20 protein-coding genes, 1 tRNA gene and 1 pseudogene are annotated in these 20,808 nt (G+C 63.9%); 19 read left to right on the forward strand and 3 right to left on the reverse strand.

What is annotated here, in order from left to right; all coding sequences use genetic code 11:
* Nucleotides 1–2: 2 nt before the first annotated feature.
* From MUN85_RS09960 to MUN85_RS09980, 5 genes are all read left to right on the forward strand, one after another.
* A complete protein-coding gene (locus tag MUN85_RS09960) occupies nt 3–1,532 on the forward strand; it encodes a complex I subunit 4 family protein (RefSeq protein WP_250506562.1) in 1,530 nt (509 codons plus the stop codon).
* Nucleotides 1,529–3,094, forward strand: coding sequence for an NADH-quinone oxidoreductase subunit NuoN (gene nuoN, locus MUN85_RS09965; protein ID WP_250506563.1), 1,566 nt, complete (start codon nt 1,529–1,531; stop codon nt 3,092–3,094). The genes MUN85_RS09960 and nuoN overlap by 4 nt, the downstream gene beginning before the upstream one ends.
* Nucleotides 3,091–4,074 carry a polyprenyl synthetase family protein gene (locus MUN85_RS09970; protein WP_431603560.1) on the forward strand — a complete coding sequence of 328 codons (984 nt, stop codon included), beginning with the start codon at nt 3,091–3,093 and terminating at the stop codon, nt 4,072–4,074. The genes nuoN and MUN85_RS09970 overlap by 4 nt, the downstream gene beginning before the upstream one ends.
* 16 nt (nt 4,075–4,090) lie before the next feature.
* Nucleotides 4,091–4,648, forward strand: coding sequence for a PAS domain-containing protein (locus tag MUN85_RS09975; protein ID WP_250506564.1), 558 nt, complete (start codon nt 4,091–4,093; stop codon nt 4,646–4,648).
* 234 nt (nt 4,649–4,882) lie between these two features.
* Nucleotides 4,883–5,335, forward strand: a complete 453-nt coding sequence (locus MUN85_RS09980; protein WP_250506565.1) for a hypothetical protein — start codon at nt 4,883–4,885, stop codon at nt 5,333–5,335.
* On the opposite strand, the gene rarD is transcribed toward MUN85_RS09980, so the two are convergent.
* A complete protein-coding gene (gene rarD / locus MUN85_RS09985; RefSeq protein ID WP_250506566.1) occupies nt 5,332–6,252 on the reverse strand; it encodes an EamA family transporter RarD in 921 nt (306 codons plus the stop codon). The genes MUN85_RS09980 and rarD overlap by 4 nt on opposite strands.
* Before the next feature lie 201 nt (nt 6,253–6,453).
* On the opposite strand from rarD, the gene pdhA reads away from it, so the two are divergent.
* The 9 genes and pseudogenes from pdhA to MUN85_RS10025 all read left to right on the forward strand — a co-directional run bounded on the left by pdhA (nt 6,454) and on the right by MUN85_RS10025 (nt 14,786).
* Nucleotides 6,454–7,563: a pyruvate dehydrogenase (acetyl-transferring) E1 component subunit alpha gene (gene pdhA / locus MUN85_RS09990; RefSeq protein WP_250506567.1), complete on the forward strand. Its 1,110-nt coding sequence runs from the start codon at nt 6,454–6,456 to the stop codon at nt 7,561–7,563.
* Nucleotides 7,564–7,565: 2 nt separating this feature from the next.
* A complete protein-coding gene (locus tag MUN85_RS09995; protein ID WP_250506568.1) occupies nt 7,566–8,543 on the forward strand; it encodes an alpha-ketoacid dehydrogenase subunit beta in 978 nt (325 codons plus the stop codon).
* Nucleotides 8,544–8,554: 11 nt separating this feature from the next.
* Nucleotides 8,555–9,904, forward strand: coding sequence for a dihydrolipoamide acetyltransferase family protein (locus MUN85_RS10000; RefSeq protein WP_250506569.1), 1,350 nt, complete (start codon nt 8,555–8,557; stop codon nt 9,902–9,904).
* A 4-nt stretch (nt 9,905–9,908) separates the two neighbouring features.
* Complete coding sequence (gene lpdA, locus MUN85_RS10005) at nt 9,909–11,321, forward strand: dihydrolipoyl dehydrogenase (protein WP_250506570.1); 1,413 nt, start codon at nt 9,909–9,911, stop codon at nt 11,319–11,321.
* Nucleotides 11,322–11,383: 62 nt separating this feature from the next.
* A pseudogene (locus MUN85_RS13075) lies at nt 11,384–11,534 on the forward strand (PTS sugar transporter subunit IIC); the annotation flags it as partial.
* Between the two features lie 15 nt (nt 11,535–11,549).
* Entirely contained in the window at nt 11,550–11,807 is a 258-nt protein-coding gene (locus MUN85_RS10010; RefSeq protein WP_250506571.1) for a PTS sugar transporter subunit IIC, read from the forward strand.
* A gap of 12 nt (nt 11,808–11,819) precedes the next feature.
* A complete protein-coding gene (locus MUN85_RS10015; RefSeq protein WP_250506572.1) occupies nt 11,820–12,713 on the forward strand; it encodes a phosphate acyltransferase in 894 nt (297 codons plus the stop codon).
* Nucleotides 12,710–13,795 (forward strand): butyrate kinase, encoded by a 1,086-nt coding sequence (gene buk / locus MUN85_RS10020; protein WP_250506573.1) that lies wholly within the window; start codon nt 12,710–12,712, stop codon nt 13,793–13,795. The genes MUN85_RS10015 and buk overlap by 4 nt, the downstream gene beginning before the upstream one ends.
* Before the next feature lie 82 nt (nt 13,796–13,877).
* Entirely contained in the window at nt 13,878–14,786 is a 909-nt protein-coding gene (locus tag MUN85_RS10025; protein ID WP_250506585.1) for an NAD(P)-dependent oxidoreductase, read from the forward strand.
* Nucleotides 14,787–14,811: 25 nt separating this feature from the next.
* Here MUN85_RS10025 and MUN85_RS10030 read toward each other — a convergent pair whose 3' ends face one another.
* Nucleotides 14,812–15,693: a LysR family transcriptional regulator gene (locus MUN85_RS10030; RefSeq protein ID WP_250506574.1), complete on the reverse strand. Its 882-nt coding sequence runs from the start codon at nt 15,691–15,693 to the stop codon at nt 14,812–14,814.
* 98 nt (nt 15,694–15,791) lie between these two features.
* On the opposite strand from MUN85_RS10030, the gene MUN85_RS10035 reads away from it, so the two are divergent.
* The 4 genes from MUN85_RS10035 to htpX are packed head-to-tail and all read left to right on the forward strand — an operon-like array spanning nt 15,792 to nt 19,935.
* Nucleotides 15,792–16,652 (forward strand): prephenate dehydratase, encoded by an 861-nt coding sequence (locus MUN85_RS10035; RefSeq protein WP_092562084.1) that lies wholly within the window; start codon nt 15,792–15,794, stop codon nt 16,650–16,652.
* Nucleotides 16,653–16,696: 44 nt separating this feature from the next.
* On the forward strand, nt 16,697–17,557 hold the full coding sequence (ppk2, locus tag MUN85_RS10040) for a polyphosphate kinase 2 (protein ID WP_092562087.1): 861 nt from the start codon (nt 16,697–16,699) through the stop codon (nt 17,555–17,557).
* 57 nt (nt 17,558–17,614) lie between these two features.
* Entirely contained in the window at nt 17,615–19,024 is a 1,410-nt protein-coding gene (locus MUN85_RS10045; protein ID WP_250506575.1) for an FAD-dependent oxidoreductase, read from the forward strand.
* A gap of 47 nt (nt 19,025–19,071) precedes the next feature.
* A complete protein-coding gene (htpX, locus tag MUN85_RS10050; RefSeq protein ID WP_250506576.1) occupies nt 19,072–19,935 on the forward strand; it encodes a zinc metalloprotease HtpX in 864 nt (287 codons plus the stop codon).
* An 8-nt stretch (nt 19,936–19,943) separates the two neighbouring features.
* On the opposite strand, the gene MUN85_RS10055 is transcribed toward htpX, so the two are convergent.
* Nucleotides 19,944–20,438 (reverse strand): YajQ family cyclic di-GMP-binding protein, encoded by a 495-nt coding sequence (locus tag MUN85_RS10055; protein ID WP_250506577.1) that lies wholly within the window; start codon nt 20,436–20,438, stop codon nt 19,944–19,946.
* Between the two features lie 159 nt (nt 20,439–20,597).
* Between MUN85_RS10055 and MUN85_RS10060 the strand changes: the two genes are divergently transcribed.
* Nucleotides 20,598–20,682: transfer RNA gene (locus MUN85_RS10060), tRNA-Tyr, on the forward strand.
* Nucleotides 20,683–20,808 lie beyond the last annotated feature (126 nt).

Consider the following 20,808-nt stretch of genomic DNA (forward strand, 5'->3'; position numbering starts at 1 on the left):
CAATGGAATCCTTCCCCTGGTTAACGATTCTGATCGCGCTGCCCGCGCTCGGCGCGCTCGCGATCGGGCTGCTACGCCTTCCGGATCAGACCGCTAAGCTCACCGCGCTCGGCATCTCCGTGCTCGAGCTCGTGCTCGCCATCGTGGCCGCAGTCTCCTTCGACTTCGCACAAGCCGGGAGCATCCAGCTGGTCGAACAGGCCTCCTGGATCCCGCAGCTCGGAGTGAGCTGGGCGCTCGGCGTGAACGGACTGGGCCTCGTTATGGTCCTGCTCTCGCTCGCCCTCGTGCCGCTCGTCATCATGGCCTACCGCCCGGCACCGGCCGACGGTGAGTCCCGCGGCAGCGCGGCCGGCTACTACGCGCTCGTGCTCTCGCTCGCTGCCTTCATGGTCGCGATCTTTGCCGCCCGCGATGTGTTCTTGTTCTACGTCGTCTTCGAAGCGATGCTCATCCCGGTCTACTTCCTCGTGGGCCGCTACGGGGGAGTCAAGCGCCGCGCGGCCGCGATCAAGTTCCTGCTGTACTCGCTCGCCGGTGGCCTCATCATGCTCGTCGGTGTCATCGCGATCTACACCTACGGACCGCAGGGCCCGGACGGTTTCCTCATCGACAACCTCGCTGGCTTGCAGATGCCGGCCGGCGTGGAGATGGCGATCTTCCTGTCCTTCTTCATCGCCTTTGCGATCAAGGCTCCGATGGTTCCCGTGCACACCTGGCTGCCGGACACCGCGGAAGCGGCACCGGCCGGTACCTCGGTCCTGCTCGTTGGCATTCTCGATAAGGTCGGCACCTTCGGCATGATCATGCTGTGCCTGCCGCTGTTCCCGAACGCCAGCGCGAAGGCCGCACCGGTCATCATCATCCTGGCCGTCATTTCCATCATCTGGGGCGGCCTGATGGCGGTCGCCGAGCGTGACCTGCTGCGACTGGTCTCCTACACCTCGGTCTCGCACTTCGGCTTCATCGTCATGGGTATCTTCATCGGCTCCACCGTCGCGATGACGGGCTCGATGGTCTACATGGTGGCGCACGGCATCACGACCGCCGGCATGTTCTTCATCGTGGACTTCTTGGGCCGCCGCGGCGGCAGCGTGCAGATCCCGCACTACCGCGGCATGCAGCGCACAACCCCGATCCTTGCGGGCCTGTTCCTGTTCACCGGCCTGGCCTCCATTGCCCTGCCGGGCCTGTCTGGCTTTGTGCCGGAATACATGGTCCTCATGGGCTCCTTCGGCGCGAACATTTGGGCCGGCAGCTTCGCGGTGCTCGGCGTCATCATCGCCGCGCTGTACGTGCTGTTGCCCTACCAGCGGGTCTTTACCGGCCCGCCGACGACCGAGGGACTCATCGATAGCAGCGACCTGGACGGAAATGAAAAGGCCGTCATGGTCCCGCTCGCGATCGCCATGGTTGTCCTTGGTGTCCTGCCCTCCCTCGTGATTAACACCGTTGCGCCGGTGGCCGGTGATTACACCATCACGACCGACGCGACCATCTCTGCCCAGCTCTTCGATAGGAGCGAGAAGTGAGTCAGTTCGTAGCTCCCGACATCGCCTGGGGTGCGCTCACCCCGATCCTCATCATCTTCGCCGCCGCCGTCATCGGTGTGCTGATCGAGGCGTTCGCGCCTCGCACGGCACGCCGTACGATCCAGCTGGTGGTCTCGATGGTGGCGATCGCGGCCGCGATTGTCGCGGTCGTCTGGCGCTGGACCGTCGTCGCGGCCGATGGGCCGACGAGCGTGCTCGCCGGGTCCTACCACGAGGATCCGTTCGCACTGGCGACCCAGGGCATCCTGCTCATCTCCTCGCTGCTCGCGCTCATGGTGATCGCGGACCGCACGAGCCTCGGCGATGGCGCGTTCGTCGCCGCCGGTGCGACCCGTCCCGGCAGCTATGAGGAGGAGGACTACACGCGTGCGGGCTTCGCCCAGACCGAGGTTTTCCCGCTCGTGCTGTTCTCGCTGGGAGGCATGCTCGTCTTCCCGGCCACGGCCGACATGGTGACGCTGTTCATCGCGCTGGAAGTTCTCTCGCTGCCGCTGTACATCCTGTGTGGCCTCGCCCGTCGTCGCCGCCTGCTCAGCCAGGAAGCCTCGCTGAAGTACTTCCTGCTCGGCGCGTTCTCCTCCGCGTTCATGCTCTTTGGCATCGCGCTGATGTACGGCTTCTCCGGCTCCTTCCGGTTTGCCGAGATCGCCGATTCCGTCATGCTCGTCGCGGGCAAGGACACGCTGCTGCTCGCCGGCATCGTCCTCGTGACCGTCGGCCTGCTGTTCAAGGTCGGTGCGGCACCGTTCCACACCTGGACGCCGGACGTCTACCAGGGCGCGCCCACCCCCATCACAGGCTTCATGGCGGCCGCGACCAAGCTCGCCGCCTTCGCCGCCCTGCTGCGCTTTTGGTACACGATCGCCTACAGCATGCAGTGGGACCTCAACGCCCTGATGCTCGGCATCGCGGTGCTGACGATGCTTATCGGTACCGTCCTTGGTGTCGTCCAAAACGACATCAAGCGCATGCTGGCCTACTCCTCGATCGCCCACGCCGGCTTCCTGCTCCTGGGTGTCATCTCGCTGACGCAGCAGGCGCTGGGAGCAACGCTGTTCTACCTGCTCGCCTACGGTCTTGCGACGATCGGCGCCTTCGGCATCGTCTCGCTCGTGCGTGAGGTCGATGCGAACGGCAACATCACTTCCGAGGCGACGAGCCTGCAGCAGTGGGCGGGCCTCGGTAAGCGGCATCCGCTGCTAGCCGGCGCCATGGTGATCTTCCTCCTGTCGTTTGCGGGCATCCCGCTGACCTCGGGCTTCATCGGTAAGTTCGTCGTGTTTTCCGCGGCGATCTCCGGTGGCCTTGCCTGGGCCGTCGTCGTGGCGGTCATCGCCTCGGCCGCGACCGCATTCTTCTACGTCCGCCTCATCGTCTTGATGTACCTGACGGACGCGGAGGATGAGTCGACGGTTGCCATCGGCTCTGAGGGCCCGACGACCATCGCGATCGGCGCGTGCGCCGTCTTGACGGTGCTCCTCGGCATCATTCCCGGACCGGTCCTGAACCTTCTTTCGAACGCGAGCCAGTTACTGCCGTGAGTGAGCCGCTGACCTTCGAGACCCTGAAGCCCTACCTCGATTCCGTCGAGGCGCGGCTGCAGGCCTCGACCTCCCACGAAGAACGCGTGATCGATCAGGCGGCAAGCCACCTCGCGATCGCCGGCGGCAAGCGCATGCGGCCCATGCTCGTGCTGCTCGCCGCCCATCTGGGCGACGGCGTGAACGAGGAGGTGGAACGGGCGGCCGTGGGCGTCGAGCTCACCCACCTCGCCACGCTCTACCACGATGACGTTATGGACTCCGCGGCGCTGCGTCGCGGGGCTCCTGCAGCCCACGAAGTGTGGGGCAATACCGTCGCCATCCTGACCGGCGATCTCCTGTTTGCCCGCGCCTCCCAAATCGTCGCCTCCCTTGGCGCCGAAGCGGTGCGGATCCACGCCGAAACCTTCGAGCGGCTCTGCCTTGGCCAGCTGCATGAGACGCTCGGCGTTGCTGACGGGCAGGACCCGGTCGCGCACTACATCGATGTCCTCGCCGACAAGACGGGCTCGCTCATTGCGACTTCCGCGCGCTACGGGGCCATGTTCGCCGGAGCGCCGGCTGAACAGATCGCGGTGCTCGAGCGCTACGGCGAGAAGGTTGGTGTCGCCTTCCAGCTCGCCGATGACGTCATCGATCTTGCGTCCGACTCGGAAACGACGGGCAAGACCCCGGGCACGGACCTTCGCGAAGGCGTCGACACGATGCCGATCCTGCTGCTGAAGCAGCGCCAGCGCGCCGGCACGCTCGATGCCGAAGGCGAACAGCTCCTGAGCGACCTCGAGGGCGATCTGAGCTCCGATCGCGCCCTCAGCGATGTCGTCGCGCGGCTGCGCGTCCACCCCGTCGTGGATGAGGCACGCGAGCTCGCCCGCTCTTGGGCCGATGATGCGGTAGCCGAACTCGACGGCCTGCCGGCCTCGCTCGTGAAGGACGCGCTCGCCGACTTTGCGGTGCTGCTCGTCAACCGCATGGCTTGACGTAGGAGACGGCTATGTGGACAGCGAGGGCTACCGGGAACTGCCGGTGGCGGACATTGTCTTTTCCACGACGGATGATCACGGCGTCATCACCGACGCGAACTCGATCTTCGGTCAGCTAGCCCAACTGCAGCGTGCCGAGCTGCTCGGCTCCCCGCACAACATCATCCGGCACCCCGCGATGCCCGGTGCCGTGTTCAAGGCGATGTGGGAGACGCTCCAGGCGGGCAGCCCATTCGTCGGCTACGTGCGCAATCGCGCCCTGGATGGCAAAGAGTACGTGGCGTTCGCGACGGTCACGCCGCTGCCCGGTGGGGGATACCTCTCGGTCCGCACCCGGCCGGTCGTGAAAGAGCTCTTCTCGGCCGCCGTCGGGATCTATCGCACCGTGCGCCGAGCCGAGGACGGGTACCTCGAATCCGGCATGAATCAGCGCTATGCCGCAGCCGCGAGCAGGAAACCGGTATGCTCGGCGAGGCCCTGGCCACCACACGCCGCATCATGGGCGAACTCGATGCCTGGATGGACGCCGCGGAGCAGCTCGCGAACCTCGCGACCGAGCTGCGCGGCCTAGCAGCCGACATTACGCGCGATACGACGACGGGCGTCGTCACCGAGGAGATGCTGGACGCCTTTACCGCGCACGGCCCGCACATGGCCCTACTGGCCCAGCCACTGCAGCTGTGGATCCAGATGCAACCCATCGTCACCTCGGCGCTGGCAACCATGGTGAAGACCCACAACTCGCTTGCCGATAACTCGGCGGCCACCCGCTTCCGCATCGCGCTTTCCCGACCTACACACGACGATGATCGCCAATTTCACGGTCGAACTCATGGATGGCGAACCCGATGCCGCCGCCAGCGCTCGCTCGATCCAAGACCTCACGCGCGCGCTGCGCGAGGGCATGCGTCAGATGCGGTCAAGTTTCTCGGACAATCGCCGCCTCATCGCCGCCAGCGCGGAATCCGTTGCCGAAACTACCTACGCGCTCGATGTGCCCAACCAGGTGCTGCAGCTCTTTACTTCCTCCATCACCGAAATGCAGCTGCCCGAAGACCTTGCCGCGCACGTCCAGGCGGTCATCACCGCCAGCGCACGCGCCACCGAGAACTTCGCGCGAGTGAACTCCTTGATCGCCACGTGCCGCGAGATCGCGCAACGCGAGATCCCGTTCACGATCGACGATGCCCTCGACGCCCTCGTGGCCGCCGCGCCGCGCATCGCGGACCCCGCCCACTGGGAGCTGGAGCAGAGCTAACGCGTACGGGAGCGTCGTAAGGATCGAGCAGAGTCGGCTATGAGCAGCGAGATCGCGATCCACACGAGGGCGAATCCGGCGAGCCGTTCGGGCGGTAGCGGCTCATGAAAGACCAGTATCCCGATCCCCATCTGAATAGCCGGCGTGATGTACTGCAGCAGTCCGAGGAATGCCAACGGGAGTCGGCGTGCAGCACCGGCAAAGATCATGAGGACGATCGCAGTGATCGGACCTGAGATCACGAGCAGCGCGAAAATTCCGGGTCGATCAAGGCCGCCAGAGATGCTCCCGGCCGAGGCGAGGTAGCCAAGATACAGTGCCGCAAGTGGCAGGATAGCCAAGGTCTCAACGGCCATTCCCGGCAGCGGGCCGGCCTTGGGCCCCACCTGTTTTTTCACCAGCGAATACAGCCCGAAGGATGCCGCCAGCCCGAGCGCAATGTAGGGCACCTCGCCGTATGCCACGACGAGGACGATCACCGCGAGCGCGCCGAAAACAACCGCGCCCCACTGCAGGGGCCGTATTCGTTCTCCCAGGACGAGGACGGCGAGGATGACAGTGACGATGGGATTGATGAAGTAGCCGAGCGCCGCATCCAGCGTCCGCCCGCTCGTGACGCCATAGACATAGATCGTCCAGTTCGCGGCCACCAGGTAGCCCGCTATCGCGAGCGCGGCGGTAATGCGCCGATCGCGCAGCAGCGAAACGAACTCACGCCATCTGCCAAGGACGGGCAGCGCAGCGAGACAGAACACGAGTCCCCAAATCGCGCGGTGGGCGACGATCTCAAGCGAGCCAACGCTCGCCAGGAGCGCAAAAAAGAGCGGAAACGCGCCCCACAAGAGGTAGGCTCCCAATCCCAGCGCGAAACCGCTGCGGTCAATGCCGTCCGCCAGGGGCTGAGTCGAGGAAGTCACCTGTGTAGTATCTCCCGGACCACTGCAGGCAGCCACTATGGTCTCAGATCGCCTGGAAGTTTCGGGACACAGCTTGGGTATAGACGTCAGCTATGGGCTTCTAAAGTAGAACTACGGCTATCTCCTTGCTTCTTTGCGGTAAAAACAGCGAGTCTAGGGAATGTAGAGATCACAAAAATTCATCGAAGAGGATGGTCATACATGGACGCGATGTCGCTAGCCGAGATCCCCTGGGAGGAGATAGCCGCCAGCTATGGCGAGAACTTCCCCATGCACGCGGTGCTGAGCCCCGACGGCGAGATTCTCGACACCGAAGCCTTTGAGAAGGTCTCGGAAGAAACCCTTGTCGAGCTCATGGAAGACATGGTGTGGGCGCACGTCTTTGATCAGCGCATCATCATGCTCAACCGCCAGGGAGCGCTCGGCAACTACGCTCCGGGCGGCGGCCAGGAGGCCAGCCAATTCGCTTCGCTGAAAGCCCTGAGCTCCCAGGACCTGCTGATCCCCACCTACCGTGACCTGGCTCCGCTCATCAAGCACGGAGTGCCGATGCATCAGGCGTTTTTGTGGTGGCGCGGCCACATCGAGGGCAACGCCTACCCCGAGGACGTCTCGGCCTGGGTGCCCCAGGTGATCGTCGGTGCGACCGTCATGCACGCCGTCGGCGCCGCGATGGCGATGGCTCGCAAGGGCGAAAAGCGCGTGGCCTTCGCGTACCTTGGCGATGGTGCCACCTCCCAGGGTGACTTCTATGAGGGATTGAACTTCGCGGGGGTCTACAAGGCTCCGGTGATCGCCCTGATCCAGAACAACCAGTACGCGATCTCGGTTCCCGTCGTGAACCAGACCGCCGCCCAGACCCTGGCGCAAAAGGGTGTCGCTGCGGGTGTGCCCGCGATCCGAGTGGATGGCAACGACCCCGTCGCCGTCTATCTCGCCACCGCCTCGGCGCGCGAATACGCGCTTGCAGGCAACGGTCCGGTCCTCATCGAGGCGCTGACCTACCGCTCGGGCTCGCACACAATGTCGGATGATCCCACGCGCTACCGCGGCGAAGACGAAGTCGAGTTGTGGACAAACAAATCGGCGCTGCGCCGCCTGCGCGAGGTCCTCGTTGCCAAGAAGCTGTGGGACATCGAGCGCGAGGAAGAGATCGCCGAGCAGGTCAAGGCCGAGATCAAGGAGGCCCTGAAGCTCATGGGCCAGACCCCGGCCCAGAAGGTCACCGACTTCCTGTCCGTGATGTATGAAAACCCGCCGGCAACGATTACCGAGCAACTCGAAACCTACACCGCGAAGGAGGCTAACTAATCATGAGCGAGATGACTCTTGCCCAAGCTGTCACCTCCGGCCTCGACACGATGCTCGGCCGGGACGATACGACGATGATCTTCGGTGAGGACGTCGGCAAGAACGGCGGCGTTTTCCGCATCACCGACGGCCTGCAGGCCAAGTACGGCACCGACCGCGTCTTCGATACCCCGCTTGCCGAGTCCGGCATCCTCGCGATGTCGATCGGACTTGCCGACCAGGGCATGCGCCCGCTGCCGGAGATTCAGTTCTCCTCTTTCATCCTGCAGGGCATGGACGCCGTCGTCGCGCATATTGCCCGCTACCGCTACCGCTACGCCGGCAAGCGCAACCTACCCATCACGATCCGCACCCCCTTCGGTGGCGGCGTGCACACCCCCGAGCTGCACTCCGATTCCTACGAGGGACTGCTCGCCCAGATCCCCGGCCTGCGCGTCGTAATCCCCTCGAGCGCCTATGACGCGAAGGGCCTGCTCATCGCGTCGATCGAATCGAATGATCCGGTGGTCTTCCTCGAACACCTCAAGCTCTACCGCACGGTCAAGGGCGAGGTTCCCGAGGACTACTACACCGTCGACCTCGACAAGGCCGCGGTGCGCCGCGAGGGCAGCGATATCTCGATCATCGGCTACGGCCTCATGGTGGGGGAGGCAGAAAAAGCCGCCGAGGAACTCGCCAAGGACGGCATCAACGCGGAGGTCATTGATTTGCGCACGGTCGCCCCGGTGGACTTCGAGACGCTCACTGCCTCGGTCACCAAGACCCACCGCGCGCTCGTCGTGCAGGAAGCCCAGCACATTGCCGGTGTCGGCGGCTACGTTGCCTCCGAGATCGCACAGCGCTGCTTCATGCAGCTCGACGCTCCCGTCGCGCGGGTCTCCGGCCCCGACACCACCTACCCGTTCGGCGCTGCCGAAAGCGTGTGGCTGCCCGGCGCGAAGGACATCTACGCCGCCGCCAAGGCCACGTTCGAGTTCTAGGAAGGCCAGCAATGTTCCAATTCAAACTGCCCGACATTGGTGAGGGCACCCACGAAGCAGACATCATCGCCTGGTACGTCAAGGTCGGCGATGAGGTCAAGGAGGACGACACCCTCGTCGAGATCCAATCCGACAAGGCCACCGCCGATCTGCCGAGCCCGGTGTCCGGAATCGTCACGAAGATCATCGGCGAGGAGGGCGACAAGGCCCTCGTCGGCTCGGTCATCATCGAGATCGATACCGGCGATGGTGCTGGCAGCCCTGCGAGCCCCGCCGACGATAGCGCGGTCGCGGCCGAGGAGTCCGGCGTCGACGCTGTCAAGGACGCCGAAGACGAGAGCGCTCCGCAAACGCCGAGCGCACCGGGCACGATGAGCTCGCCGCGCGAGGCCGTGCACGGCGAGGACGTTGATATTCGCACGCTGGCCGTCCCGCGGGTGCGCTACTACGCCCGCAGCAAGGGGATCGACCTGCGTACTATCGAGGGCACCGGCCGCTCCGGCCTCATTAGGATCGAGGACGTCGACGCGGAGCTCCAGGCAGCGCCGGCCGACAGCGTCCCGAGCGAGCCAACTGAGCAGAGCCCGGCGCCTCAGGACAGCCCGGCTCCGACAGCGCCAGTGGCACAGGCCGCGCCGATCGCACCCGCTGCGGGCCAGCGCCGCGAGAAGATGAGCCCGATGCGTCGCGCGACCGCTAACGCCATGGTGGGCGCCAAGCAGACCATCCCGCACGTCACGGTCTTCGACCGCGCCGTCGTCGACGAGCTCGTCGCCCACCGGGCCCGGCTCAAGCCGCGCGCCGCCGAGGCCGGCATCAAGCTCACCTACACGCCCTACCTCGTCAAGGCGTGCGTCGCGATGCTGAAGAAGCACCCGCACCTCAACGCCTACGCGGACATGGCTGCGGGCGAGATCGTCTACCGTGACTCGATCGATGTCACGGTGGCTGTCAACACCGACGCCGGCCTGTACGTGCCCGTCGTGAAGGACGCCGATCGTCGCTCGCTGTTCGACATCGCTCGCGAGGTTGAGCGCCTCGGCGCCCTCGCCCAGGACGGCAAACTTGCGAGCGCCGATATGACGGGCGGATCGCTCACCATCACGAACGTCGGCGGCGCCGCCACCGCGGGCGTGTGGTCCACCCCGATCATCAACGTGCCCGAGCCGATCATCATCGGCATCGGGCGCATCGAAGGCGAGTTCCTGCCCGATGAGGACAAGAACCCCGTCTACAAGGACGTCATGAAGATCAGCTTCGGCTTCGATCACCGCCTCGTCGACGGCGTCGCCGCCCAGCTGGCGCTAAACGATTTCAAGGCGTTCCTATCCGATCCCGACTACCTGTTTGCGGAGAGCTAAGCCGATGGTTGTAGGAGATTTTGCATCCGAAGTCGACCTCGTCGTCATCGGTTCCGGCCCGGGCGGCTACGTCGCCGCAATCCGCGCCGCTCAACTCGGCCAGAAGGTCATCGTCGTCGAAAAGGATAAGGTCGGGGGAGCCTGCCTGAACGTGGGCTGCATCCCGTCCAAGGCGCTGATCGAGGCGGGTCACCACGTGGCGGCCTCCAAGGCGCCCGGCCTGTTCGGCGTCACGAACGAGAACACGACGATCGACTTTACCGCCACGCAGGCGTGGAAGGATAACGACGTCGTTGGTCGCTTGACCAAGGGCGTTGCCGGACTGCTGAAGAAGAACGGTGTTGAGGTCATCTCGGGCGAGGCGCATTTCGTTGATGCCTCGACGCTGCGCGTCATCTTCGATGACGTCTACGGCCAGTCCTACTCCTTCAAGCACTGCATCATCGCGACGGGCTCGCGGCCCGTCGTGCTGCCGGTAGCGCCGCTATCCGAGCGGGTCCTAGACTCCACCGGGGTCTTGAACCTGCCCGAGATCCCGGAGCGGCTCATCATCGTTGGCGGCGGCTATATCGGGATGGAGCTGGCCGGCGCCTACGCCGATCTCGGCTCGCAGGTCACCGTCCTGGAGGGCCTGGATCGCGTGCTGGCCGCCTTCGAGGACGACCTTGTCGCGCCGGTGCTTCGTCAAGCAAAGAAGCGCGGCATCGAGATCATCACCGGAGCTACGCTCACCGCGACGGCCGTCGATGGTGATCACGTGCGCGCCACGTACGAAACCGCCGACGGTGAGCACACGATCGAGGCCGACTACCTCGGCGTGTGCGTCGGCCGCGCGCCCAACACCGACGAGCTCGGCCTAGAGATGGCGGGGCTTTCGACGACGGAGCGCGGCCTGATCGAGGTCGATGAGCAGTGCCGCACGGCGGTACCGCAAATCTTCGCGATCGGCGACATCACGCCCGGCCTTCCGCTTGCTCACAAGGCGAGCTATGAAGCCAAAGTCGCTGCCGCCGCCATTGCCGGCGATCGTGCGGTGGCGGCCGATTACCTCGCGATCCCGGCGGTGTGCTACAGCTCGCCCGAGATCGCGACCGTCGGGATGACCGCGGCCGAAGCCACGGAAGCGGGCTTTGAGGTGAAGAAGTCGAAGTTCCCCCTCGGGGGTAATGGCCGCGCGCTCTCACTGTCAGAAGCTGTCGGCTTCGTGCGCCTCGTGACAGACAAGGACACCTCGCGCCTGCTGGGTGCCCAGGTTGTCGGGCCGAACGCCTCCGAACTCATTGGGGAACTCGGCCTGGCGGTGGAAAACCTGCTCAGCGCCGACGACATCGTCGCAACGATCCACGCTCATCCCACTCTCGCGGAATCCATCATGGACGCGGCCGAGGCAGCTCTTGGCCACGCCATCCACCAGTAGAAAGACCACTCATGTCAGTTGCAACCCAGCCAGCGACGGCGCATCCCGCGAAGGACTTCACCATGAACGTCCTGAACGGGCTCGCCATTGGTACCGTCGTCGCACTCATACCCGGCGCTCTGCTGGGTGAGTTGGTGCGGGCCCTCCTACCGCACGCGCCATGGCTGGAGGTCGTCTTGCAAGCGACCCAAGTCTCCAACGGCGTCATGGGGCTCGTCATCGGCTTCCTTGTCGGCGGCGCTGTGTGGCATCATCGGCGCAATCCTCGGCATCACCGGAACGCCGATGTTGGCCGGGTTCGGTTTTACCGGACTCGTCGGCCCGCTGGCCTACTTCGAGTTGGAAGGCTGGTCTCTGCTGAACATCGGTAAGGCGATCATCGCTTTCGTGGTCGCTCCGGTCGCGTTCGGGATCATCTTTAACCGGGTGTTCGCGAAGATCGTGCCGATCATCGATCCCGAGGATTACCGCCTCAACTTCTCCTAAGGACAACGCTTCATGATCAAGAGACTTGCTGAGCTCGACCACCTCGTTTCTCGACGGGAGGAGCCCGTCGGAATCGCCGTCGTCAACGCGTGCGATAACGCGGTACTCGACTCGCTTGCCGATCTCACCGCGGCCGGCACCATCTACCCGTTGCTCATCGATCCCTCGCCGTCACTGCCGCAGGCCGCGGCAGCACACCTGGCCAAGGACAGCTATGAGTGTTTCACGGTGGCCGATGATGCCGAGTCCGCTGCACTGGCCGTGGCCCTCGTTCGCGAGGGGCGGGCCGGAGCCCTGATGAAAGGCCATGTTGCCTCCGGAGTATTCCTCAAGGCAGTCGTGGATCGAGAAACCGGAATCCGCTCGAGCGCGGTGCTCTCGCATGTCGCGGTTCTTGAGGCCCGCGAGCTCAACCGACTCATCGCCGTGACCGACGGCGGCATGATGACGGTTCCTAATGAAGAGCAAAGCGAAGCGATCATTGAGCACGGCGTTCAGGTCATGCAAGCGCTCGGCGTATCCGACCCGAAGGTCGCACTGCTGTCTGCCGCGGAAACCGTCATTCCCCGCCTACCTTCGGCGGAGCTTCAGGCACGCCTCGCGGCTAAAGACGGGCGCGACATCACCGTGGAGGGCCCGATCTCTCTCGACATCGCCCTGATTCCAGGTATCGCCGAGGAAAAGGATTACCCGGGAGCGATCAAGGGCGATGCCAGTGTCATCGTCGTGCCAGATATCGTCACCGGAAACGTGCTGTCGAAATCGCTCATCTACTTCGGTGGCGGAGCGATGGCGGGCGTCGTGCTCGGGGCGGCGTGCCCGATTATCCTGACCTCACGCAGTGCGGGAGCGGCGGAAAAGCGCTACTCCATTGAGCTGGCGATCGCGATGGGGGAGGGCGCATGAGTAGAATCCTCGCGATCAATCCGGGCTCGACCTCAACAAAGATCGCCGTCTTCGACGATGAAAGGGAGATCTTCCGGCACGAGATCACCTACCGCGGCGCGGACTTCGCAGGCATGGACCGGATCACCGACCAGTTGCCTCGCCGGGAAGCCGACATCGAGGCGGCGCTCGCAAGCACGTTTGATCCGGGCAGCTTTGATGCGGTCGTTGGCCGTGGCGGGCTCGTGGGGCCGGTCGGGCCGGGCGGATATGAGGTGGACGATGATTTCCTCGACGTCATCACCAACCGGCCGGTCCTTGAGCACGCCTCCAACCTCGGCGGCCCCCTGGCCAAAGCCCTAGTGACGAAATTCGGTGTGCCCGGCGCGCACGCCTACATTTACGACCCGGTCACCGTGGATGAAATGTCGGATGCCGCCCGCATTACCGGGGTAGCCGGAATCGAACGCAAGTCGATCGGCCACCACCTCAACATGCGGGCCGTTGCCCGCAAACTCGCCGACGCGATTGACACGCCCTATGAGGAGGCCAGCGAGATTATCGTCCACCTCGGTGGCGGCTCAACGGCCTGTGCGATCAGCAGCGGGCGCATGGTCGACTTTGTCTCCGATGACGAGATCATGTTTTCAGCAGAGCGCAGTGGGGGAGTGCCCATCAAAGAACTCATCGCACTCGCCGGCAGCATGCCGCTTGCCGAATTGAAAAGCGCCGTGCGGGGCGGTGGCGGGCTGGCTAGTCTGCTCGGCACGACCGACCTGCGTGAAATTGAGTCTCGAATTGGCGCAGGCGATGAGCGGGCTGCCCTCGTCTTCGAGGCCCTGGCCCTGGGAATCGCTAAGACGATCGCAGCGCTAGCAGCCTCCCTGAAGGGAGAAGTCGATGCTATTGCGCTCACCGGTGGGATGGCCCGCTCAGAACTATTGCTCGCTGCGGTGCGGGAACGTGCCGGATGGATTGCGCCGATTCACGCCTTTGGCGGTGAGTTTGAAATGGAAGCCCTCGCGCTTGGTGCCCGGCGCATCGTGCTGGGCGAAGAACGTGCCCACCACGTCCGCGACTATCTAAGGACCACCCATGACTAACCCCATCGTCGCCTTTGACGTTCGACCCGATGAGCTCGGCGACTTCGATGCCTGCATGTAGCGCACCGGCGAAGAGATCATCATTCGCAACACCCGCCTCGAACTCGCAACACGCAACGACCTACCCGAAACGGACTCCATCTCAATCCTCGGGCAGTCGATCATTGACACCGAACTCGTGGCCGGACTTGCCGAACGGGGCGTGAAGTATATTTCCACGCGCACAGTCGGTTTTGACCACATCGATCTCGACACGGCGAAAAACTTCGGGATCACCGTCGGGCACGTGACATACCCGCCGAACTCCGTCGCGGAATACACCGTCATGCTCATTCTTATGACATTGCGTCGGATGAAGCTCGTCATGCACCGCGCCCAGATCCAGGACTTTTCGCTCATGGGAAGCCAGGGCTCAGAGCTGGGAAACTCGACGGTCGGCATTATCGGTACTGGTCGGATCGGAGCGATGGTCGCCAACCTGATCAAGCCCTTCGGTACCCGCGTGCTCGCTGCCGATCCCTACCCCAAGGCGGAGCTGGAAGGCATCGTCGAGTACGTCGACCTTGACACGCTCCTGGCCGAGTCGGACCTCGTGACGCTGCACGCTCCCGCATCGGACGCGAACCATCACGTCATCAACGCCGACAAGATCGCCAAAATGCGCAAGGGCGCAACGATCGTCAACTGTGGCCGCGGTGATCTGATCGACGCCGAAGCCCTGATCTCTGCCCTGGAAGCCGGCCATATCGCCGGAGCTGCCCTGGACGTGCTGGAAAATGACCTCGAGTACTTCCACCGCGACGTCCGCCTTGGCACGATACGCCATCGAAACCTCGTTCTCTTAAGGTCCTTCCCGAACGTTCTGGTAACCCCGCATATCTCGTTCTACACTCGCGAGGTTGTGGCCGCCATGGTCGAGCAATCCGTTGGCTCGCTGCTGGAGATGCGCACGGATGGCACAAGCCCACTGGTCGTGAGAGGCGCCGTCTGATCGAGGGGCGACGTTCCACCACTAGTTAGGAGCGCAGCGCGGTAATCAGTTCCGTCAGCGCCTTGGGTCGTGGCCGGCCCTTTTGCATCGCGATCCCGATCGGCAGGTGCGAGACTCGGTCATCAAGCGGCACCCAGGCGAGCCCTTTGAGGGCGGTGAGCTCGGATAGCTGCATCGGTAACAGGCCAATTGTCCCGAGGTCTAGAATCGAGGACAGCAACACGTTCCACGAGTCGTTCGTGAACTGAACGTTGGGAGTAAAGCCCGCTTCTTGGCAGCGCTCGTGCAGCATCTCGCCCAGCACGTAATTGTCCGAAAACGAGGAGAACGCCTGGCCGGCGAGGTCTGCGTACGTCACGGAGGCACGGCTGGCGAGCGGAAGGTCATCACACATGACCGCGGCCACCGTGTACGTCCCGTAGTCGCCGGCTAATGGCGTGATTTCGAGGTTCGGCTCATAGCAGGGGAAGGACACGACCCCGATGTCGAGCTGGCCGTCAGCGATTTCTTTTTGCATCGCGCGCGATCCCGACTGCACGAGTGAGACTTCCACGTCCGGGTGGCTGGCCATAAACCGCGTGATCTGAGGCATGAACTGCATCGAGAACAAGACGGTCAAGCCGATCCTGATTCGCTGTGTATCTTCGCTGCCGAGCGAGCGAACGTGGGCTGACAGTCGCTCTAACTCCTGCAAGATGGGCGCTCCGCCGTCAACGAGTGCGCGACCGGCAGGCGTCAGTGACAGGGGAGTGGTGGAGCGATCAAGAAGTTGCGCACCGAGTGACTTTTCGAGTTTTTGAATTGCGACGGTCAGGGTCGGTTGCGTCACGAACAGGGTTCGAGCGGCGCCCGACATGCTGCCGGCTTCTGCGACGGCGACGAAGTACTTCAGCTGACGAAAGTCCATAAGTGACGTGCGCCTTCCTTTCCGCCGGTGCCCACCCTTCGAGACTACTGGGCGGGACAATTGCGGTAAAGAAGCGGCCAAAAGCTAAGGTGGCGAGTATGAATTCCAGCGTGCGGGTCGCCGTTCAAGGCGAAGTAGGATCCAACTCCGATGCCGCGGTTCAGCAGATGCTGCCGGGCGCGACCGTCATCCCGTGCGAGTCCTTTACCGCTGCCTTCGATGCCGTCCACGAGGGGCGCGCCGACCGCGCTCTCATCCCCGTGGAGAACTCCTCCGCGGGCCGCGTCGCTGACCCTCACCTGTTGCTGCCGAACTCGAACCTGCACATCATCGGCGAGTTCTTCCTGCCGATCCACTTCGACCTCGTGGCCGCACCGAGCGCGACATTCGAGACGATCGAGGTCGTGCGCAGCCACGTCCATGCCTTCGGTCAGTGCTCCCAGCTGCTGCGGGAGCGTGGCTGGCGTACCCACATCAGCGCCGATACCGCCGGAGCGGCCCGCGAGGTCGCCCTCCTCGGCGACCCGAGCATCGCGGCACTCGCTCCCAAGGGCGTCGCCGAGCGGTTCGATCTGAAAGTCCTGCGCTCGCACGTGGAGGACTCTGCGATGAACGCGACGCGCTTCGTGCTGCTCTCGCCGGAGCCACAGATCACGACCTCCCGGCCCGCGATCACGACGATCTTGTTCCGCGTCCGAAACGTTCCCGCAGCGCTGTACAAATGCCTGGGCGGATTTGCCACAAACTCGGTCAACATCACCAAGCTTGAGTCCTACCAGATTGGAGGCACCTTCTTCGCCTCCCAGTTCTATGTCGATATCGACGGCCATCTCGATGACAAGAACGTGCAACTCGCCTTGGAAGAACTCGAATTCTTCGTCACCGATCTGAAAATCCTTGGGAGCTATCCCGCCCACCCCTACCGCGGACACCTGCGTGAGGGTGGCGGCCAATCCTAGGCCGATGCGCTGCGCAAGGCGGCAACCACCCCTAGCATTGGGGCATGTCCACCCACGATAACGTCTCCAAATCCGGTAACCCGCCGAAGCTCGATTCGGCCGCCTACGAAAAGGAGCTGCGTCGGCTGCAAAGCGAACTCGTCGCGATGCAGCAGTGGGTGATCGAAACCGGCGAACGAATTTGCATCCTGTTCGAAGGTCGCGACGCCGCGGGCAAGGGTTCCGCAATCAAGCGCGTCACCCAGTACCTCAATCCCCGCCACGCGCGGGTCGTGGCGCTGCCAGCGCCGACGGAACGGGAAAAGACTCAGTGGTACTTCCAGCGCTACATCGCGCACCTGCCGGCCGCCGGGGAGATTGTCATCTTCGACCGCTCCTGGTACAACCGCGCCGGCGTCGAGCACGTCATGGGGTTTTGCACCCCCGAGGAATACCACCGATTCTTGCGCCAAGCTCCCGATTTTGAACGCATGCTCGTCGACGACGGGATCCGCCTGATCAAGTACTGGTTTTCGGTGTCGGACACCGAGCAGGAAGCACGTTTTCGCTCCCGCTCCGAAGACCCGATGCGACGGTGGAAGCTGTCCCCGATGGACGTTGAGTCCATCACCCGTTGGGAGGACTACTCGCGCGCGAAGGACACGATGTTCGCCGCGACTGATACCCCGTGGGCGCGGTGGTACACGGTCGAGTCCGAGGACAAGAAACGTTCGCGGATCAACGTCATCAACGACATCCTCACCCGCATTCCCTGGCAGCGACTGGAGCCGCGCGAAATCGAGATTCCCTCGCGGCCGGCCTCCGCGGGTGAATCGAACTACGAGCGACTCGACCGCTCGAAGTACGAATATGTGAAGGACGTCGCTACGCCGTTAGAAAAAGCCCGGGTGAAGGCGAAGAAATAGCCGGATACACTACCGGTTAGTTGACCCTTGCCCGCTACCGTGAAGGATGCCCTCCCCGTGAGTAACACCGAGCCCCTGTCCGTCGCCGTCGTTGGTGCAGGCCCCGCAGGAATCTACGCCTCGGATATTCTCGCGAAATCCGGACTCAACGTGGCGATCGACCTGTTCGAAAAGCTCCCGGCGCCCTACGGCCTCGTGCGTTATGGCGTCGCCCCTGACCACCCGCGCATCAAGCAGATCATCGTCGCCCTGTATAAGATCCTGCAGCGCGGCGATATCCGCCTCATCGGCAACGTCGAGGTCGGCAAGGACATCAGCGTCGAGGATTTGCGTGCCCACTACGACGCCGTCATCTTCGCCACCGGCAGTGATGACGACGCCCCACTGCCGATCCCCGGCGTCGAGCTCGAGGGCTCCTTCGGTGCCTCCAAGTTCGTCTTCTGGTACGACGGCCACCCCGACTACCCGCGCACCTGGCCGCTTGAGGCCGAGCAGGTTGCGGTCATCGGCAACGGCAACGTCGCGCTCGACGTTGCCCGCATCCTCGCCAAGCATGTCGAGGACCTCATGCCCACCGAGATTCCGGACAACGTCGTTGAAGGGCTGAAATCCTCCCCGGTCACCGACGTCCACGTCTTTGGCCGCCGCGGCCCCGCCCAGGTGAAATTCTCCCCGCTGGAGCTGCGCGAGCTCGGCAAGGTGCCCGATGTCGACGTCATCGTCTACGAGGAAGACTTCGACTTCGACGAGGGCAGCGAAGAAGCGATCCGCACCTCCAACCAGACGAAGCAGGTCGTGAAAACCCTCGTCGACTGGACGCTGAAGGACCCCGCCGAGCGCACCGCCTCGCGCCGCATCCACTTGCACTTCTTCCACCGCCCCGTCGAAATCCTCGGCACCGAGCGCGTCGAAGCGATCCGCACCGAGCGCACCGAGCTCGTCGGCGATGGCACCGTGCGCGGCACCGGCGAATTTATCGACACCCCCGTCCAGGCCGTCTACCGCGCCGTCGGATACTCCGGCTGCGACGTGCCCGGCCTGCCCTTCGACTCCGCCCGCGGGGTCATTCCGAACGATGAAGGCCGCGTGATCGGGGACGACGGCGAGGTTATGACCGGCATCTACGCCACCGGCTGGATCAAGCGCGGCCCGGTCGGCCTCATCGGCTCCACCAAGTCCGACGCCCAGCAAACAATCGGCCACCTCGTCGCCGACGCCGAAGCCGGCAAGCTGCATGCCACCTCCGATGCCATCGGCCACGACGCCATGATGGCGGACCTCGACGAGCGCGGCGTGCGCTACACGACGTGGCAGGGCTGGGAACTGCTCGATGCCTACGAGCGGGAACTCGGCGCCAAGCATGGCGAGCTGCCGGGCGGCGGCACCCGGGAACGGGTCAAGGTCGTCCAACGCGAAACCATGACGGCGATCTCCCGTGGCGAAGAGCACGACGGGACCCTCTATTAACCATCACCGCGGGGAATACTCGCCGTTGACGAAGCGTTGACCTAGATATGCATAACCATCACAACGGGCTAAAAACGGCCGCGCTGCTCGGCGGCATGTGGGCGCTGCTGATGGCGATCGGCGCGCTCGTTGCCAGGGGCACCAACACTCCTGGCTTCCTGTGGCTGTTCGCCGTGGGCGGCCTCGTCATGACGTTCATCTCCTATTGGAACTCCGACAAGATCGCGATCCGCTCGATGAACGCTTACCCCGTCAGCCGCGAGCAGGCGCCCCAGCTATATGCCATGGTCGAGGAACTCGCCATGCGCGCCAATCAGCCGATGCCGCGCCTATACATCGCGCCGACGGATCAGCCGAACGCGTTTGCCACCGGCCGCAACCCGCAAAACGCGGCCGTGTGCTGCACCGAGGGCATTTTGCGCCTGCTGAACGAACGCGAGTTGCGCGGCGTGCTCGGTCACGAGCTCATGCACGTCTATAACCGCGACATCCTCACGTCTTCGGTCGCCGCAGCGATCGGTGGCGTCATCACCTCTATCGCGCAGTTCCTCATGTTCTTCGGCGGTGGTCGCAATCGTGAGGGCGGCAACCCGCTCGCCCTGATGGCGATGGCGTTACTTGCCCCGATCGCCGCGACCATCATCCAACTCGCGGTCTCCCGCACCCGCGAATACGACGCCGACGAAGACGGGGCAAAGCTCACGGGCGACCCGCTGGCCCTCGCGAGCGCTCTGAAGCGCCTCGAGTCCGGCGTCGCCGCCCGTCCGCTTCCCGATACCCCGAACCTGCAGTCGGTCTCCCACCTCATGATCGCGAACCCGTTCCGCGGCGGGGGGCTGAAGAAGATGTTCTCCACCCACCCGCCGATGGCGGATCGCATCGCGCGGCTAGAGAAAATGGCCGGCTACTAACCGCCCGGCTAGCGGTAGTTCACGAACTGCAGCGCAGCATCCACATCGGCGCCCTTCAGGAGAGCAATGACCTCCTGGAGGGCGTCGCGTGATTTCGAGCTCACGCGCAGCTCATCACCCTGGATCTGGGCCTTGACGCCCTTCGGGCCCTCATCGCGGATGAGCTTGGTCAGCTTCTTCGCGTTCTCCTGGCTGAGGCCCTCCTTCAGCGTGCCCTCCAGGCGGTACTCCTTGCCGGAGGCCCTCGGCTCCTTATCGCCGAGGTCAATCGCCTTCAGCGAGACACCGCGCCGCACGAGCTTGGACTGGAAGACATCGAGGATCGCGAGCACCCGCTCCGCGGAGTTTGCCACCATGACGATGGAATCGCCCGACCACGAAATCGACGCCCCGACGTTCTTGAAGTCGTAGCGCTGTGCCACCTCTTTAGCGGCCTGGTTCAGGGCGTTATCGACCTCCTGGCGGTCGACTTTGCTTACGACGTCGAATGATGAATCAGCCACGGCATACTCCTCGTGTGTGGTGTCGTCTGTCACGTTGGACGCTTGGCGCCCGCTAGTTGCCCACACTATCGCCAAAATCGCGACGGGTCTCACGCGCTGCCGATTTGGTATCTGGCGCCCATCTCCTGCTAATCTGGCCTTCGCACCACTTGCGTGCACGGCGGGTTGCCCGAGCGGCCAAAGGGAGCTGACTGTAAATCAGCCGCGGAATGCTTCGGGGGTTCGAATCCCTCACCCGCCACCATGTCCTGTATCGGGACATAGTTGACAGATGTGTCAAAGCATTGTTGACAGCGAGAAGGCTCTCGGAAGAAATTCCGGGGGTCTTCTTTGTTTTGGTGGTGGGGGTTCTTAGGTGGGGTCTTTGATT

This window comes from Bowdeniella massiliensis, from assembly GCF_023634005.1.
GTDB lineage: Bacteria > Actinomycetota > Actinomycetes > Actinomycetales > Actinomycetaceae > Bowdeniella > Bowdeniella massiliensis.